Origin of the sequence: Xanthomonas sacchari (genome assembly GCF_024266585.1) — a bacterium.
GTDB lineage: Bacteria > Pseudomonadota > Gammaproteobacteria > Xanthomonadales > Xanthomonadaceae > Xanthomonas_A > Xanthomonas_A sacchari_C.
Genome location: NZ_CP100647.1, coordinates 4,221,943 through 4,238,626, shown reverse-complemented (window position 1 = coordinate 4,238,626; position 16,684 = coordinate 4,221,943). Strand labels below are relative to the sequence as shown.

The window sequence follows — 16,684 nt, the reverse complement described above, 5'->3', positions numbered from 1 at the left end:
TGCGTGCAGGAGCGGGCGCCGGCCGATGCGCCGCAGGGGGCGGCGCGCGGCCGGCGCAGGCGTGTGCGCCGGTACTGCCTTGCGCTGCTGCTGGCCGGGCTGGCGGCAGCGCCGCAGGCGGTCACGCCGGCGCCTGCGGCCGCCGCGGCGGAGGCTGATGCGGCGTTGGCGTACTGCCGTAGCCGCATCGCGGCGAGCGCAGCGACGATCGACTATGCCTGCCTGCGCCGGGTGTATGCCCAGCCCATCGCGCAGTGGCCGGCACCGCAGGTGGCCGACGGCGCGCAGTGGAGCGAGCTGGCACCGCTGCCGGCGAGGACCCCGGAGCCGCCGGACAATCCCGGTACGCCGGACAAGATCGCCTTGGGCCGCATGCTGTTCGAGGATCCGCGCCTGTCGCGCTCCGGGCAGATCGCCTGCGCCAGTTGCCACGACCGCGAACTGGGCTGGGGCGACGGCCGCAGCGTGCCGTTCGGCAACGCCCGCCAGCGCGGGCGGCGCAACGCGATGAGCGTGGCGATGGCGGCCTATGCGCAGCCGCTGTTCTGGGACGGACGCGCGCGCACCCTGGAAGAGCAGGCGCTGCATCCCATCGTCGATCGCAAGGAAATGGATTTCGACATCGCCGCGCTGTTGCGGCGGCTGAACCGCAGTGCGGACTACCCGGCGCAGTTCCAGCGCGTGTTCGGGACGCGGCGCATCGACGCGCAGCAACTCGCGCAGGCGCTGGCGGCGTACCAGCGCAGCCTGGTCCCGCGCGCCAACCGCTTCGACCGCTTCCTGGAGGGGCGGCGCGACCTGCTCAGCGACCAGCAGGTGTGGGGGCTGCATCTGTTCCGCACCCACGCGCGCTGCATGAACTGCCACAGCGGGCCGGCGCTGACCGACAACGGCTTCCACAACCTGGGCCTGCATTTCTACGGCCGCGCGCGGCAGGACCTGGGCCGCTACGAGGTCACCGGCGATCCCGCCGACAGCGGCAAGTTCCGCACGCCCTCGCTGCGCGGCGTCGGCAAGACCGGGCCGTGGATGCACAACGGCGGGTTCGCCGACTTGCGCGGCATCGTCAACCTGTACAACGTCGGCATGCCGCGGCCCAAGCCCAGGCCGGCGCAGCTGGGCGACCCGCTGTTTCCGCAGCCAGACCCGCTGCTGCAACCGCTGGACCTGCACCGGAGCGAGCTGGAGGCGATCACCGCGTTCCTGGATACCTTGTAGGCGCCGCTGCGCCCGGACTGCGCACGCGCGAGTGGGGCGCGGGCACGCGCTGCGCCGGAGCCCGCAGCGGCCGCTCTGCCGCGCGCCAGCACCGGCGCCGGCTCAGCGCAGGAAGAATTCGACCGGAACGTCGACTTCGACCGGGTCCGGCAGCGTGTCCGGCGCGCGCGGCAGCGGCTGCGCGCGCAGGAAGGTCTGCAGGGCCTCCTGGTCGAGCAGGGCGTAGCCGCTGCCGTGGCGGATCGTCGCCGACAGCACACGGCCCTGCCGGTCGAGCCGCGCACGCACGTAGGCCACGCCCTCCTGGCGGCGATTGCGCGCCTGCCGCGGGTAGCGGCGGAACTGGTGCAGCCGCGCCAGTACCTTGCCTTCCCAGTTCGGGTCGCTGGTGCCGGCCGCCTGCGCTGCCGGCGGCAGCGGCGGCGAGGACGGCGCCGCCGCCTCCGCCGCCTGCGGCGCATCGGCAGTGGCGGCGCTGGGATCGGTGCCGGGGTGGTGCGCCAGCGCATCGGCCGCGGGCTGCGGCAGTGGCGGCGATGCCGGCAATGGGCGCGCGGTGGGGCGCTGCACCGGCGGGGGCTGCACGGCCGGCGGTCGCCGCGTCTGCCGCGTCGCCGCCTGCTCCGGGCGCGGTTGCGGCGCCTCCTTCGGCGCCACCGGCATCGGCGGCGCCGCAGGCGGCAGCAGGGTCAGGCGCATCCGCACCGATTCCTGGGGCGGCGGCAACGGCGGTGGCGCCGTGGCGATGCCGAACAGCAGCCACGCCAGCGCCAGATGCGCGCCGATGGCGATGCCGGCCGCGAGCGCACGCGGCAGGGCCTCGTGGCGCCAGGTCGAGCGGGAAGGGACGGTGGCCGCGGCGAACGCCATGTCTGCGGATTAATGCGAATGATTATCATCCAATGATAGCGCAGGTGCGGATGCGGCGCAGGCGGGCGAGAGGATTGCCTGCGCATCGGTCGGCTTGGTGAGGGCAGTGGGGGCGGCCGTGCGGGGCAGAACGCGCTGCCGTTGGCACCGATCACCCTGTCGCGCAACGCGCTGGAGATGGAGGACGGCGATGAAGGCGTGTTGCCGGATCGCGGGCGATCGGCGCAGCGTAGCGTTTCGGAGGCCGGCGCCAACTGGTGGCTAAGATCGTGATCGCGCCGCTGGTGTTTCATGCGTCGCGCGCATAGCCCGCCTCCCGCTGTGCGCGGATGGCCAGCACGATCACCGTATCGGTCACGTCCACATCGCGATACAACGCCAGGTCCCCGTAGCGCAGGTGTGGTGCAGATGACCTAGCTGGACAGACGCGTCGGCCAACTGGCCGGAAAAGGCCGCTTGGAGCAGGATTGGCGGAAGGTGGCGATGTCTGCGGTTTTTCGCTCCGTACGATTTCCAGCTCCCTTCCTCCACGCGCGCGCAGCGCCGATCGCACAAAAAACGGGCGCCTCGCGGCGCCCGTTCCTGTCTGCATGGCGATGTCTTGCCGATGGCTCAGTAGCGGTAGTGCTCCGGCTTGTACGGGCCTTCCACCGGCACGCCGAGGTAGGCGGCCTGCGCATCGGTGAGCTTGGTCAGCTTCACGCCGATCTTCTCCAGGTGCAGGCGCGCCACTTCCTCGTCCAGCTTCTTCGGCAGGCGGTACACCTGCTTCTCGTAGCTGTCCTTGTTCTGCCACAGGTCGATCTGCGCCAGGGTCTGGTTGGCGAAGCTGTTGGACATCACGAAGCTGGGGTGGCCGGTGGCGCAGCCCAGGTTGACCAGGCGGCCTTCGGCCAGCAGGAAGATCGCATTGCCGTTGGGCAGCACGAACTTGTCCACCTGCGGCTTGATGTTGATCTTCTGCACGCCCGGTAGCTTGTACAGCGCCTCGACCTGGATCTCGTTGTCGAAGTGGCCGATGTTGCAGACGATGGCCTGGTCCTTCATCTGCGTCAGGTGCTCGATGCGGATGATGTCCTTGTTGCCAGTGGTGGTGACGTAGATGTCGGCCTGGCCGAGGGTGTCCTCGACGGTGTTGACCTCGAAGCCCTCCATCGCCGCCTGCAGCGCGCAGATCGGGTCGATCTCGGTGACGATGACGCGGGCGCCGTAGGCGCGCAGGCTGTGCGCCGAGCCCTTGCCAACGTCGCCGTAGCCGCACACCACCGCGACCTTGCCGGCCAGCATCACGTCCATCGCGCGCTTGAGGCCGTCGGCCAGCGACTCGCGGCAGCCGTACAGGTTGTCGAACTTGCTCTTGGTCACCGAGTCGTTGACGTTGATCGCCGGGACCAGCAGGGTGCCGGCCTCGGCCAGCTGGTACAGGCGGTGCACGCCGGTGGTGGTCTCTTCGGAGACGCCCTTCCAGTCCTTGACCACGCGGGTCCAGTAGCCCGGGCGTTCCACCGCCACGCGCTTGAGCAGGTTCTTGATTACCTGCTCCTCGTGCGAGGAGGCCGGCTCGTCCACCCACTTGGAGCCGTTCTCCAGCTCATAGCCCTTGTGGATCAGCAGGGTCACGTCGCCGCCGTCGTCCACCACCAGTTCCGGACCGGTCTGGGTGCCGTCGGGCAGGGTGAAGGTCAGCGCGTCGAGGGTGCAGTCCCAGTATTCCTCCAGGGTCTCGCCCTTCCAGGCGAACACCGGGGTGCCGGTGGCGGCGATCGCCGCGGCGGCGTGGTCCTGGGTGGAGAAGATGTTGCATGAGGCCCAGCGCACGTCGGCGCCGATGTCCTTCAGCGTCTCGATCAGCACCGCGGTCTGGATGGTCATGTGCAGGGAGCCGGTCACGCGCACGCCGGCCAGCGGCTTGGCGGCGGCGTACTGGCGGCGGATCGACATCAGGCCCGGCATCTCGTGCTCGGCGATGTCCAGTTCCTTGCGGCCCCAGTCGGCCAGGGAAATGTCGGCGACCTTGTAGTCGCCCTCGGTGGAAAAACTCTTGAGTGCAGCGTTCATCGATAAAGCTCCGGTCAATGGCGAGAAACTCGCGAAGTCCGGGCGCCGTTGTCGCTCAAGCCTCGCGCCGAGCCTGGCCGGGTCTGGAGACGGGGACTCCGGTCTCGATCCGGTCGCAGCGCCCCTCGGCGCAAGGGGTGATCGATTATAGCGGCTGCCACGTGTGGCGCTTGAACACGCGCGCCGGCCCAACCATCGACAGGGGGCGTGCGGCGCAGGCCCTGCTACCGTCGTCGGCTCGATCGAGGCGAAGGAGAGGCGAGAGATGAACCAGATCACAGCGCGCGGCCGCCGCCGCATCGCCGGCCCGGTCTGCGGCCTGCTGTGCGCGGCGTTGGCGGCAGCCGGCAGCGCCAGCGCCGGCGCCGGCGCCGCCGCGGCGGCAGCGGCGGCAGCGGCAGCGGCCGATCCGGCCGACAGCGGCTATCAACTGCCGTCGGCGCCGCTGCAGGCCATCGTCGATGCGCCGCGGCCGCCGCAGCTGGCGCTGAGCCCGCGGCGCGATCTGGCGGCGCTGCTGCAGTTGCCCGCGCTGCCCGGCATCGCCCAGGTCGCGCAGCCGGAACTGAAGCTGGCCGGGCTGCGCATCCACCCGCGCACCCGCTCGCAGAGCCGCTTCGCCTTCGGCCAGACACTGTGGCTGCTGCGCATCGCCGACGGCAGCGAACTGCAGATCGATGGCCTGCCGTCGCCGCTGTCGATCGCCGGCATGGCCTGGGCGCCGGACCAGCGCCATCTGGCCTTCAATCGCGTCGATGCGCGCAGCGGCGCCAACGAGCTGTGGGTGGTGGACATCGCCGCGCGGCGTGCGCGGCGGGTCGCCGAACGGCTCAACACGGTGTCCGGCGAGGGCTATGCGTGGATGCCCGACAGCCGCCAGTTGCTGGTGTTGCTGCAGCCGCAGGAGCAGGGCGCGGCGCCGCCTGCCGATGCGGTGCCGACCGGGCCGGCGGTGCAGCAGACCGCCGGCGGCGGCGCCACGGCCTTGCGCACCTACCAGGACCTGCTGAAGAACGAGGCCGATGCGCGCCAGTTCGATGATCAGCTGCGCGCGCAGCCGGCGCTGGTCGACATGGACGGACGCCTGCAGCGCATCGCCACGCCCGACCTGTACCTGTCGCTGGCGCCGTCGCCGGACGGCCGCTATCTGCTGGCACAGCGCCTGCAGCGGCCGTTCTCCTACCTGGTGCCGGCCAGCGGCTTCCCGCGCACCATCGAGGTGCTCGATCGCGCCGGCACGCCGGTGCACACGGTGGCGCAACTGCCGTTGGTGGAAGGCCTGCCGACCGGCAACGACGCGGTGCGTACCGGCGTGCGCGATATCGACTGGCGCAGCGACGCCCCGGCCACCCTGGTCTGGGCCGAGGCCCAGGACGGCGGCGACCCGGGACGCGAGGCGGCGGTGCGCGATGCGGTGCTGATGCAGGCCGCGCCCTTCGCCGCGCCGCCGGTAACGCTGGCGCGCCTGCAGTCGCGCTTCGCCGGCATCGCCTGGGGTCGTGGCGACCTGGCGCTGATCGACGAGTTCTGGTGGAAGACGCGCCAGACCAGGCAGTGGCGCGTGGCGCCGGACCATCCCGCGCAGGCGCCGCAGCTGCTGGTGCAGCGCTCGCAGGAGGACCGCTATGCCGATCCGGGCACGCCGGTGACGGTGCGCGATGCGGCCGGCAATCCGCGCCTGCTGATCGCCGCCGACGGCCACAGCCTGTTCCTGCGCGGCGAAGGCGCCTCGCCGCAGGGCGATCGGCCGTTCCTGGACCGCTACGATCTGGACACGCGGCAAACTACCCGCCTGTTCCAGTCGCAGGCGCCCTATTACGCGGTGCCGCAGGCCCTGCTCGACGACAGCGGCCAGCGCCTGCTGATCACCCGCGAGACGCCGCAGGAACCGCGCAATTTCTACCGGCTCGATGGCGCCGGCGCGGAGCCGGTGGCGCTGACCCGCTTCACCCATCCCACGCCGCAGCTGCGCGACGTGCACAAGGAGCAGATCCGCTACCGGCGCAAGGACGGCGTGGAGCTGACCGCGACCCTGTTGCTGCCACCCGGCTACGACGCCAAGCGCGACGGTCCGCTGCCGATGCTGATGTGGGCCTACCCGGGCGAGTTCAAATCCGCCGACGCCGCCAGCCAGGTCACCGATTCGCCGTACCGTTTCAACGCGATCGGCTATTGGGGGCCGCAGGCGTTCCTGGCGCTGGGCTATGCGGTGCTCAACGACCCGTCGATGCCGATCGTCGGCGAGGGCGCGCGCGAACCCAACGACACCTACGTCGAGCAACTGGTCGCCGATGCGCAGGCGGCGGTGGACGAGGTGGTGCGACGCGGCGTCGCCGATCGCGATCGCATCGCCATCGGCGGGCATTCCTACGGCGCCTTCATGACCGCCAACCTGCTCGCGCACACCCGCCTGTTCAAGGCCGGCATCGCCCGCAGCGGCGCCTACAACCGTTCGCTGACCCCCTTCGGCTTCCAGTCCGAGGAGCGCACCTACTGGCAGGCGCAGCCGGTGTACCAGGCGATGTCGCCGTTCAACTACGCCGACCGGATCAAGGATCCGCTGCTGCTGATCCACGGCGCCGAGGACAACAACTCCGGCACCTTCCCGATCCAGAGCGAGCGCATGTACGCGGCGATCAAGGGCAACGGCGGCACCGCGCGGTTGGTGATGCTGCCCAACGAGGCGCATGCCTACCGTGCGCGCGAATCGGTGCTGCAGATGCTGGCCGAGAGCGAGCGTTGGCTGCGCACCTATCTGGGGCCGGCGCCCACGCCCACGCCGACTCCGGCTGTGTCCGGCGCCGCGTCGCCCTGAGCTGTGCCTGCACCCCGGCTGCGCGTCCGCGCGGCCGGGGTGCAGGGGCGCTGCCGTACCGGGCAAATGGTTCGCTTTGAAACCGTCGCCGCGGCCGGCGGGAAGGTGGTCCTTTTCGGTTAGGCTTGCGGCGCCCCCACTGCCGAGCCATGCGTTTCCCGATGAACGAGTCCCGCAGCAGTATCGTCTTCGCCACGCCCGACCTTCCCCTACGCGACGACGTGCGCCGCCTCGGCGCCCTGGTGGGCGACCTGCTCGCCGAACAGGTCTCGGCGCAGTTCCTGGACGAGATCGAACGCATCCGCACCACCGCCATCGCACGTCGCGAGCGCGCCGCGCCGCTGTCCTCGCTGAGCGAACAGCTCGCCGGCCGCGCGCCGCGCGATGCCGAAGCGCTGGTGCGCGCCTTCAGCACCTATTTCCAGGTGGTCAACATCGCCGAGCGCGTGCACCGCATCCGCCGCCGTCGCGACTACCAGCGCAGCAGCGCCGACACGCCGCAGCCGGACGGCCTGCACGACGCCTTGCGCCGGCTCAAGGCGCAGGGCGTCGGCGTGGAGGAACTGCGCGACTGGCTGCCGCGCATCGACGTCGAGCCGGTGTTCACCGCGCATCCGACCGAGGCGGTGCGGCGCGCGCTGCTGGAAAAGGAACAGTTGATGGTCGCCAGCCTGGTCGACAACCTCGACGGCCTGCGCACCCCGGGCGAGCGCGCCACCGACGCGGCGCGCTTCCGCATGGCGCTGACCGCCTCGTGGCAGACCGCCGACTCCTCGCCGGTGCGTCCCACCGTGGAGGACGAGCGCGAGCACGTCGGCTTCTACCTGACCCAGGTGCTGTACCGGGTGATCCCGGTGATGTACGAGACCCTGGAGCACGCCATCGAACAGACCTACGGGCAGGCGCTGGCCCTGCCGCGGCTGCTGCGCTTCGGCACCTGGGTCGGCGGCGACATGGACGGCAACCCCAACGTCGATGCCGCCACCATCACCGCCACCCTCGACGCGCAGCGGCGCGCGGTGCTGGAGCGCTATCTGAAGGAGCTATGGCAGCTCGCCAGCCTGCTCAGCCAGTCGACCACCCTGGTCGCGGTCAGCGCGCCGCTGCTGGAACAGCTCGAACGGTATCGCCAGTTGCTGCCCAAGGCCGCGGCGCGCTCGCGGCCGCGCCATGGCGACATGCCCTACCGCCTGCTCAACGACCTGATGCGCGCGCGCCTGCAGGCCACCCTGGACGATGCGCCGGGCGCCTATGCCGCGCCGGCCGAACTGGAGCACGACCTGCAGCTGATCCTGGACAGCCTGCAGGCCAACAAGGGCCTGCACGCCGGTTGGTTCGCGGTGCGGCGCCTGCTGTGGCGGGTGCGCAGCTTCGGGTTCCACCTGGCCCGGCTGGACGTGCGCCAGGAGTCCAGCGTGCATGCGCGCGCGGTCGCCGCCGCGCTGGACACGCAGGACTGGGACGCGCGGGCCGTGGAGGAGCGCGCGCGCCTGCTCGGCCCCTACGCCGGCGGCGAGCAGGCGCTGCCGGCGGCCGGCGACGAGGGCAACGCGCGGCTGGATGCGGTGTTCGCCGCGCTCGCCGACGCGCGCGCACGGCACGGCGCCGATGCGCTGGGCAGCTACATCATCTCGATGGCGCACGACCGCGCCGACGTGCTGACCGTGCTGGCGCTGGCGCGCCGCGGCGGCCTGGTCGACGCCGATGGCGCGGTGCCGCTGGACATCGTGCCGCTGTTCGAGACCGTGGACGACCTGCGCGGCGGCACCGCGACCCTGCGCGACCTGCTCGCCGATCCGGTCTACCGCCGCCACCTGGCCGCGCGCGACGACGTGCAGATGGTGATGCTCGGCTATTCCGACAGCGGCAAGGACGGCGGCATCGCCGCCTCGCGCTGGGGCCTGCAGCGTGCGCAGGTGGAACTGCTGGAGGCGGCGGCCGAACTGGGCATCCGCCTGACCTTCTTCCACGGCCGCGGCGGCTCGATCGTGCGCGGCGGCGGCAAGACCACGCGCGCGCTGGAGGCGGCGCCGCGCGGCAGCGTCGACGGGCGGCTGCGGGTGACCGAGCAGGGCGAGGTGATCCACCGCAAGTACGGCATTCGCGCGCTGGCGCTGCGTTCGCTGGAACAGATGACCGGCGCGGTGCTGCTGTCGAGCCTGCGCCCGCGCGCGGCCGACACGCGCGAGGACGACTGGCGGCCGGTGATGGACCTGGTCGCCGAGCGCAGCAGCCAGGCGTATCGCGACTTCGTCGGCGATGCCGAGTTCATGCGCTACTTCCGCCTGGCCACGCCGATCGACGTGATCGAGCGCATGACCCTGGGCTCGCGGCCGTCGCGGCGGCTCGGCCAGGATGCGGCGCTGTCCAACCTGCGCGCGATTCCCTGGGTGTTCGCCTGGAGCCAGGCGCGCGCGGTGATCCCGGGCTGGTACGGCGTGGGCAGCGGCCTGCAGGCGGCGGTGGATGCCGGGCACGAGGACGCGCTGCGGGCGATGGCCGCCGACTGGCCGTTCTTCCGCACCTTCCTCGACGACATCGCCATGGTCCTGTCCAAGGGCGACCTCAACATCGCCGAGATGTTCTCGCGACTGTCCGGGCCGCTGCACGAACGTTTCTTCCCGCGCATCCGCGACGAACTGGCGCTGACCAAGGGCTGGGTGAAGGCGCTGACCGGGCAGGCGTCGCTGCTGCAGCACGACCCGCGCCTGGCGCTGTCGATCCGCCTGCGCAATCCGTACATCGACCCGATCAGCGTGCTGCAGGTGGACCTGCTGCAGCGCTGGCGCGCCACCGGGGGCGAGGACGAGGACCTGCTGCGGGCGCTGGTGGCCTGCGTCAACGGCGTCGCCCAAGGCGTGCAGAACACCGGCTGAGGCCCGCCCGACGGGGCGCCGCCGGGCCGTGCCGGACGTCCCAGCCATGGTCCGCTTGCGGGCGGACAAAATTGTCCGATAATGCCGCGCATGGAGATGCGAGCCGATACCGCCCAACGCCGCCGCCTGTTGCTGGACGCTGCCGACGAGGTGTTCTGCGCGCATGGCGTGCTGGCGCCGCTGGAACTGGTGGTGGAGCGCGCCGGCCTCGGCCGCGCCACCCTGTACCGGCATTTCGCCGACCGTACCGAGCTGATCGCGGCGCTGCTGGATCGCGGCCTGGACGGCCTGGAGGGCTGCGCGCGCGAGATCGGCACGCGCCCGGACGGCCTGTTCCTGCTGCTGCACGACGTGGCCGAACACATCGCGATGTCGGCGCCGCTGGCCGACTACTGGCGGTCGATGCCGCGCGCGCATCCGACGATCGCCGCGGCGCACGCGCGGGGCATGGCGATCCTGCTGCCGTTCCTGCAGCGTGCGATCGACGCCGGCCTGTGCCGTGCGGACCTGGGCGAGCAGGAACTGGCCCTGGTGATGGACATGCTTGGCGCCTGCCAGCGCGGCAGCGACGAGGCCGAGCGCAAGGCGCTGGCGCAACGCGGCTGCCGCCTGCTGTGCCACGCCCTGGCCACGCCTGCCGCGGCGGCTGACTTGTGAGCGACGTCGCGCCACGCCGCGCCGCGGCGCAGACCGGCACGCCGCGCCCGGCCTGGCCCTGGCGGCTGGCGCGCGCGCTGGCGATGCTGGCGGTGCTCGCCGCCAGCCTGTGGGGCGCGCTGTTCCTGGCCTACCTGCCGCATACCGGCGCGGTGGTGCGCTACGGCTCGGCGCTGCTGTGGGCGGCGCTGGGCGGCGCGGCGGTGTGGGGGCTGCGGCACCCGCGCGAGTACCGCGTGCTGCCGCTGCTGTTCGCGCTCGGCTGCGCCGGCATGGCGGTGGGCTGGGCGGCGCTGCAGCCGCAGCAGAACCGCGACTGGGCCGACGATGTCGCGCAACTGCTGCAGCCGCAGGTGGACGGGCAGGTGGTGACCTTGCACAACGTGCGCAACTTCGCCTGGCGCAGCGAGCGCGACTACACCCCGCGCTGGGAGACCCGCCGCTACGACCTGGAGCGGCTGGCCTCGGCGGACCTGGCGCTGTCGTACTGGATGGGGCCGGCGATCGCCCACACCCTGGTCTCGTTCGGCTTCGACGACGGCCGCCGCGTGGTGTTCTCGCTGGAGATCCGCAAGGAACGCGACGAGGCGTTCTCGGCGCTGGCCGGGTTCTTCCGCAATTTCGAGCAGGTGATGGTCGCCGCCGACGAGCGCGACATCCTCGCCGTGCGCAGCAACGTGCGCGGCGAGGACGTGTACCTGTACCGGCTCAACCTCTCGCGCGCGCAGCTGCGCCAGTTGTTCCTGGGCTATGTGGCGCAGGCGCAGCAGCTGCAGCGCGCGCCGCGGTTCTACAACACCGTCACCAGCAACTGCACCACCATCGTGTTCGAACTGGCGCGCAAGCTGGACCCGGCGCTGCCGCTCGACGTCCGCCTGCTGCTGTCCGGCTACCTGCCGTCCTACGTGTACGCGCAGCACGGTTTCGTGCCCGGCTACAGCCTGGCCACGCTGCGCGCGCGCGGCCGCATCGGCGAGCGCGCCCGCCAGGCCGGTGCCGGCGCCGACTTCTCCACGCGTATCCGCGCCGGCATTCCTGGCGACGATCCCGCCGCCGCGCCATGACCCTGCGCGCACGCCTGGTGCGTCGCACGGGCGCGGCGCTGCTGGCCGCCGCGCTGCTGCTCGGCGCCGGCTGCGCGATGGTCAGCGTGCAGTCGCGCAGCGCCGCTGACTACATCGCCACCCAGCGCGGCGATGTGCTCAGCACGGGCAGGCTCAGCGATGCCAGCCTGGAGACGTTGCGCGTCCTCGCGCTCGATCCCAAGACCTGCGAGGCGGACGTTCCGGCCTGCGCCACGCAGCTGCGCGCATTGCAGGGGCTGGATCAGGAGCGGCGGCTGGCAACCCTGTCGGAGCTGTGGGTGCATGCGGCCAATGCGCGCACGCCGCGGCAGGCGAGGGCGCTGGACGATGCGACGCTGCAGGCGTGGCTGGAGGCGGCGCGCTACGCCTACGCCTACCTGTTCTACACCCCGCGCCCGGCCAGCGCGCGCGCCTTCGAGGATCGGCAGACCCAGGTGCGCGACTACTACAACTACGCGGTGCAGCAGGTGGTCGGCCAGCTGTTCCTGCGTTGGCGTGCCGGCAGCGCCAGCGGCGAACTGCACGACGAGGACACGCTGCGCACGGCCGGCTGGCTGGTGCGCGCGGACATGGGCAGCTTCCGCCTGCCCGGCGGGGTGGCACGGCCGGACGCGATGCTGCCGGCGTCGACGCTGCGCTTCGATGGCCTGCGCAGCACCTACCGGCGCGATGGCTTCGGCGCCGAACTGGTCGCGGAGATCGCCCCCGCCAAGGTCGGCGACCCGACCGCGACGATCGCGGCCAAGGCCGCGCCGGACCCGCACGCGCCGGCGTTCAGCGAAATGCCGTATGCGCCGACCACGGTGCTGCTGCGCTTCGACGGCGACAGCCTGGCGCAGGTGCTGGACACCCGCAGCGTGGTGGTGGCGCCCTGCGATCCGTACCGCGACGGCGAGGTCGAGGTGCACGGCCAGCGCCTGCCGCTGGCGGCCAACTTCACCGCCGCCTACGGCCTGTGGCTGGCCCGTTCCGGCTTCGCGCGGCAGTCGCTGCGCTCCATGCTCGGCCGCAAGGCCGGCATCGACCAGCCGCATCTGTACCTGATGCAGCCGTACGATCCGGACCGGCGCATCATTCTGATGCTGCACGGCCTGGCCAGCAGTCCGGAGGCCTGGGTCAACGTCGCCAACGAATTGATGGGCGACGAACAACTGCGCCGCCACTACCAGATCTGGCAGGTCTACTACCCGACCAACATGCCGATCGCCTGGAACCGCGCGCAGATCGCCGCGCTGCTGCAGCAGACCCTGCGTCACTTCGATCCGCAGGGGCAGGCGCCGGCCTCGCGGCACATGGTCCTGATCGGCCACAGCATGGGCGGGGTGATCGGGCGCCTGCTGGTCAGCGACTCCGGCGACACGCTGTGGAACGACCTGATCGGCGCGCGCGGCGACCGGCGCCCGCTGGACCCGCAGGCGTTGGCGCAGTTGCAGCCGCTGCTGCGCTTCGCGCCGCTGCCGCAGGTGGACCGGGCCATCTTCATCGCCGCGCCGCAGCGTGGCACCGCCTTCGCCGAAGGCCGCCTCGGGCGCCTGGCCGCGCGCCTGGTGCGCCTGCCGGTGGCGCTGCTTGATCGGTTGAATACCTTGCTGCAGGGCATCGACGGCCCCGATGGCGCGCCGATCCGCGTGCCCAACAGCATCGACAACCTGCGCGACACCGATCCGTTCGTGCGCGCGGCGGCGGACCTGCCGATCGCGCCGGCGGTGCGCTACCACACCATCATCGCCCGCCGCGATCCGGCGGTGCCGCTGGCCGAGTCCGACGATGGGCTGGTGCCGTACCGCAGCGCGCATCTGCCGGGCGCGCTATCCGAACTGGTGGTCACCTCGGGTCACAGCGTGCAGGAGACGCCGCAGGCGATCCTGGAGATCCGCCGCATCCTGCACGCGCAGTTGCAGGTCGACGCCGCCACGCCGCGGTGACGCTGCCTGCGGCGGGCGGTGGTGCGCCTGCGCCGCGGAGGGCGCCGGCGGCACGGCGTGGTCGCGCCATGCCGACCGCGACGCGGCGCGTGCGGGCGCGTTGACCCAGGCGTCGCCGGCAGCGGCCAGCGACTGCGCTGCATCGGTGCCACGGCAGCAGGGTCGCACGGCGACGCATCCTGGTTGTGCCGAATTGCGCAGGAAACGCGTCGAACCGAGGTGCATTGGTTTCAAGTGACATCGTTGTCATCAAATTGCAGCCACGCACCCCGAACAATGCCCGCCGCCGTGAACGCGATCACGGCCTCTCTCCCCTCCATTGCCCGGCCTGCGGAGCGCTTCCGTCGGCCGCGCCTACGTTCGGATTTTTCATGTCGCACTCGATCCATCTTCAAAAACGCCTGTCGCGGGCGATCGCCGCAGCGTTGCTCGGTGTCGCGCCGATGGCCTTGGCCCAGGCGCAGGACGCGCAGGAGACGCAGAACACCGCCTCCGACGCCAGCGCCAAGACCCTGGACAAGATCACCGTCGCCGTCACCCGCTACAACGCCGCGGACATGCAGATGGCGGCGACCAACACGGCCAACGTGCTGTCGGCCGACGACCTGAAGTACACCGCCGTGCACAACATCGCCGAGGCGCTGGGCCTGCTGCCGGGCGTCAACGTGGTCAACACCGGGCAGTCGTACTTCGGCGGCGTCGACGGCGCCGCGCGCGGCGAGGGCATGTTCGCCTCGGTGCGCGGCCTCAACGCCGAATACAACGTCAACCTGATCAACGGCGTCAACGTCGCCCAGGGCCTGCCCTACAGCCGCAGCGTGCAGCTGAGCCTGCTGCCGCCGTCGGGCCTGCAGACCATCGTGTTGAACAAGACCTCCACCGCGGCGATGGACGGCGATGCGATCGGTGGCACCATCGACTACCGCACCCCCAGCGGCTTCGACTACAGCGAGGCGATGGGCGGCAGCGTCACCGCCAGCGGGCGCATGGAAAGCCGTGCGCGCGACTACGGCGACGACGGCCTGGGCAAGGGCGCGGCCGGCGAGTTCCATGCCAAGTTCGGCGCCGACAACCAGTTCGGCGTGTATACCAGCGCGTACTACGACGAGCGCCATTACGTGAACAGCGAAGTGGCCAATGCCGCCGCCTCGCGCGGCGACTGGGGCAGGAAGTATTTCTCGCGCACCACCGCCAACGGCCAGCCGGCGCCCGGCTACGATCCGCAGGACCTGCTGCTGGCCACCGGCGCCAACATCGGCTACTCCGCCGGCGACACCAAGCGCTACGGCGGCAACGTGTCCTTCGACTGGCACGTCGACCCGAGCCTGCAGCTGTACGCGCGCGCCACCTACGCCTACGCCAAGACCGAGCAGAACACCGGCTACACCCAGCTGGTGCCGGCCAACGTCAGCCTGGTGCAGATCGGCACCACCGGCGTGTACCAGCCGCAGATCAACCGCGTGGCGGTGCGCTACTGGTACGAGACCAATCCGGAAGTGGCGGACCTGGCCACCTTCCAGTTCGGCGCCGACAAGCAACTGGGCAACTGGACGCTGTCGCCGAACCTGTTCTACAGCTACGGCGACAACGATCGCCCGGACCACGTGGAAATCTCCGCGCGCGTGGACCAGTACGCCTCCACCCAGTTCCCCTACGGCGGCGCCAACACCTTCTCCGGCTACGACAGTGAGGGCTTCCCCAAGCCGCTGCTGACCCCAGCGATCCAGGCCCAGGCCAGCGACATCGGCAGCCTGTACGCGCGCCGCTACGGCCAGTTGACCAAGTCCTACAGCGGCCAGACCAAGGGCGGCGCCAAGTTCGACGTGCGCTACGACTTCGACCAGGGCGCGCTGAGCAACGTCCAGTTCGGCGTGAAGTACGTCGACAGCTCGCGCGACTTCACCTCGCGCGACTGGACCAACAGCAAGTTCACCGACGGCACCCTGCTGCGCGACACCGGCCTGGTGGTCGGCCAGTACGATGCGGTGTACCCGGGCAAGTATGCGTGGCCGACGGTCAAGCTCAGCAACGGCGGGCTGAAGGCGATGATCGCCCAGCACCTGACCGCGGCCAGCTTCGACACCTGCGGCAGCCTGGCGATCAACAACCAGAACTGCGCCACCATGCGCGGCGACGAAGCCGTGACCTCGGCGTATGCGATGGCCACCTTCCGCAGCGGCGACCTGGAAGTGATCCCGGGCGTGCGCTTCGAGCACACCAGCATCCGCAACACCTTCTGGACCATGCCCGAGGACGCCAACGGCAACGAGCTGCCGGGCTTCTTCAGCAGCAACCACACCAGCTACGACGTGCCGCTGCCGAGCGTGTTCCTGAACTACCGCCCGGGCGACGGCAACGCGGTGTACCGCGCCTCGGTGTGGACCAGCTACACCCGGCCGGCGCTGGTGCAGCTCGGCGGCGGCGCCAACTACGACGTCTCCAGCGACGGCACCACGGTCATCACCGAGGGCAACCCGGACCTGAAGCCGATCAAGTCGCTCAACGTGGACCTGTCCGGCGAGTGGGACAACGGCCATGGCGGCCACGCGATGCTGGCCGGCTACTACAAGCGCCTGACCGACTACATCTACGAGAGCGGTTCGGATCCGGCCAACGCCGGCAGCAGCGCCGGCGCCGGCAACGTGCGCTACGTGCGGCCGCAGAACGGCGGCGACGGCAAGGTGCTCGGCGTCGAGGCCGCGGTGCGGCAGACCCTGCAGGGCATGCCGGCGCCGCTGGACGGCTTCGGCATCGGCGCCAACCTCACCCGCCAAAGCACCCGCGTCGACCTGGGCATGGATGGCTTCCACGACGAGCGCATCCAGAATGCGCCGGACCTGATGGCCAACGCCGAGCTGTTCTACGAGAAGGGTCCGCTGTCGGTGAACCTGGCCTACCACTATTCCGGCGAATACGTCTCGGTGTACGACTACTACAACCGCGGCGCGAGCTGGGACGATCTGTGGGTCAAGCCGATCACCCGCGTGGACCTGCACGTCGGCTACACCTTCAACGAGCACCTGCGCGCCGACCTGTCGGTGGCCAACCTCACCAACCGCCTGAGCTACTGGGCGCACGTGGGCCGCAACAGCACCGCGATTTCCGACATCGTCGATGCCGGCCGCACTGCGCTGTTGAACGTGAAGTACACGTTCTGAACCGGGCACCGGCGCACGCTGG

9 protein-coding genes and 1 riboswitch are annotated in these 16,684 nt (G+C 71.1%); of the genes, 7 read left to right on the top strand and 2 right to left on the bottom strand.

Annotated features, from left to right (window positions below; genetic code table 11):
- The first annotated feature begins 63 nt into the window (after positions 1–63).
- Entirely contained in the window at positions 64–1,218 is a 1,155-nt protein-coding gene (locus tag NKJ47_RS17815) for a cytochrome-c peroxidase (protein ID WP_254459085.1), read from the top strand.
- A 102-nt stretch (positions 1,219–1,320) separates the two neighbouring features.
- Here the strand turns inward: NKJ47_RS17815 and NKJ47_RS20725 are convergent, their stop codons facing one another.
- Both NKJ47_RS20725 and ahcY read right to left on the bottom strand, forming a co-directional pair.
- Positions 1,321–2,088, bottom strand: coding sequence for an energy transducer TonB (locus NKJ47_RS20725; RefSeq protein WP_302329796.1), 768 nt, complete (start codon positions 2,086–2,088; stop codon positions 1,321–1,323).
- 612 nt (positions 2,089–2,700) lie between these two features.
- The gene (gene ahcY, locus NKJ47_RS17805) at positions 2,701–4,146 is read right to left on the bottom strand and encodes an adenosylhomocysteinase (RefSeq protein WP_254459084.1); all 1,446 of its coding nucleotides are present in this window, start codon (positions 4,144–4,146) and stop codon (positions 2,701–2,703) included.
- Positions 4,147–4,179: 33 nt separating this feature from the next.
- Positions 4,180–4,279: riboswitch (S-adenosyl-L-homocysteine riboswitch) on the bottom strand.
- A 189-nt stretch (positions 4,280–4,468) separates the two neighbouring features.
- On the opposite strand from ahcY, the gene NKJ47_RS17800 reads away from it, so the two are divergent.
- From NKJ47_RS17800 to NKJ47_RS17775, 6 genes are all read left to right on the top strand, one after another.
- A complete protein-coding gene (locus NKJ47_RS17800; protein ID WP_429002549.1) occupies positions 4,469–6,961 on the top strand; it encodes a prolyl oligopeptidase family serine peptidase in 2,493 nt (830 codons plus the stop codon).
- Between the two features lie 161 nt (positions 6,962–7,122).
- Positions 7,123–9,837, top strand: a complete 2,715-nt coding sequence (gene ppc / locus NKJ47_RS17795) for a phosphoenolpyruvate carboxylase (RefSeq protein WP_254459082.1) — start codon at positions 7,123–7,125, stop codon at positions 9,835–9,837.
- Positions 9,838–9,918: 81 nt separating this feature from the next.
- Positions 9,919–10,494 carry a TetR/AcrR family transcriptional regulator gene (locus NKJ47_RS17790; RefSeq protein WP_254459081.1) on the top strand — a complete coding sequence of 192 codons (576 nt, stop codon included), beginning with the start codon at positions 9,919–9,921 and terminating at the stop codon, positions 10,492–10,494.
- 83 nt (positions 10,495–10,577) lie between these two features.
- Positions 10,578–11,558, top strand: a complete 981-nt coding sequence (locus NKJ47_RS17785) for a DUF4105 domain-containing protein (protein ID WP_254461460.1) — start codon at positions 10,578–10,580, stop codon at positions 11,556–11,558.
- On the top strand, positions 11,555–13,504 hold the full coding sequence (locus tag NKJ47_RS17780; RefSeq protein ID WP_254459080.1) for a lipase family alpha/beta hydrolase: 1,950 nt from the start codon (positions 11,555–11,557) through the stop codon (positions 13,502–13,504). The genes NKJ47_RS17785 and NKJ47_RS17780 overlap by 4 nt, the downstream gene beginning before the upstream one ends.
- A gap of 443 nt (positions 13,505–13,947) precedes the next feature.
- On the top strand, positions 13,948–16,662 hold the full coding sequence (locus NKJ47_RS17775) for a TonB-dependent receptor (protein ID WP_429002548.1): 2,715 nt from the start codon (positions 13,948–13,950) through the stop codon (positions 16,660–16,662).
- The last annotated feature ends 22 nt before the right edge of the window (positions 16,663–16,684 follow it).

Coding starts and splice junctions, on each gene's coding strand:
- NKJ47_RS17785 (WP_254461460.1), top strand. CDS start 10,578: ATGCTGGCGGTGCTCGCCGCCAGCCTGTGGGGCGCGCTGTTCCTGGCC.
- ppc (WP_254459082.1), top strand. CDS start 7,123: ATGAACGAGTCCCGCAGCAGTATCGTCTTCGCCACGCCCGACCTTCCC.
- NKJ47_RS17780 (WP_254459080.1), top strand. CDS start 11,555: ATGACCCTGCGCGCACGCCTGGTGCGTCGCACGGGCGCGGCGCTGCTG.
- ahcY (WP_254459084.1), bottom strand. CDS start 4,146: ATGAACGCTGCACTCAAGAGTTTTTCCACCGAGGGCGACTACAAGGTC.
- NKJ47_RS20725 (WP_302329796.1), bottom strand. CDS start 2,088: ATGGCGTTCGCCGCGGCCACCGTCCCTTCCCGCTCGACCTGGCGCCAC.
- NKJ47_RS17775 (WP_429002548.1), top strand. CDS start 13,948: ATGGCCTTGGCCCAGGCGCAGGACGCGCAGGAGACGCAGAACACCGCC.
- NKJ47_RS17790 (WP_254459081.1), top strand. CDS start 9,919: ATGCCGCGCATGGAGATGCGAGCCGATACCGCCCAACGCCGCCGCCTG.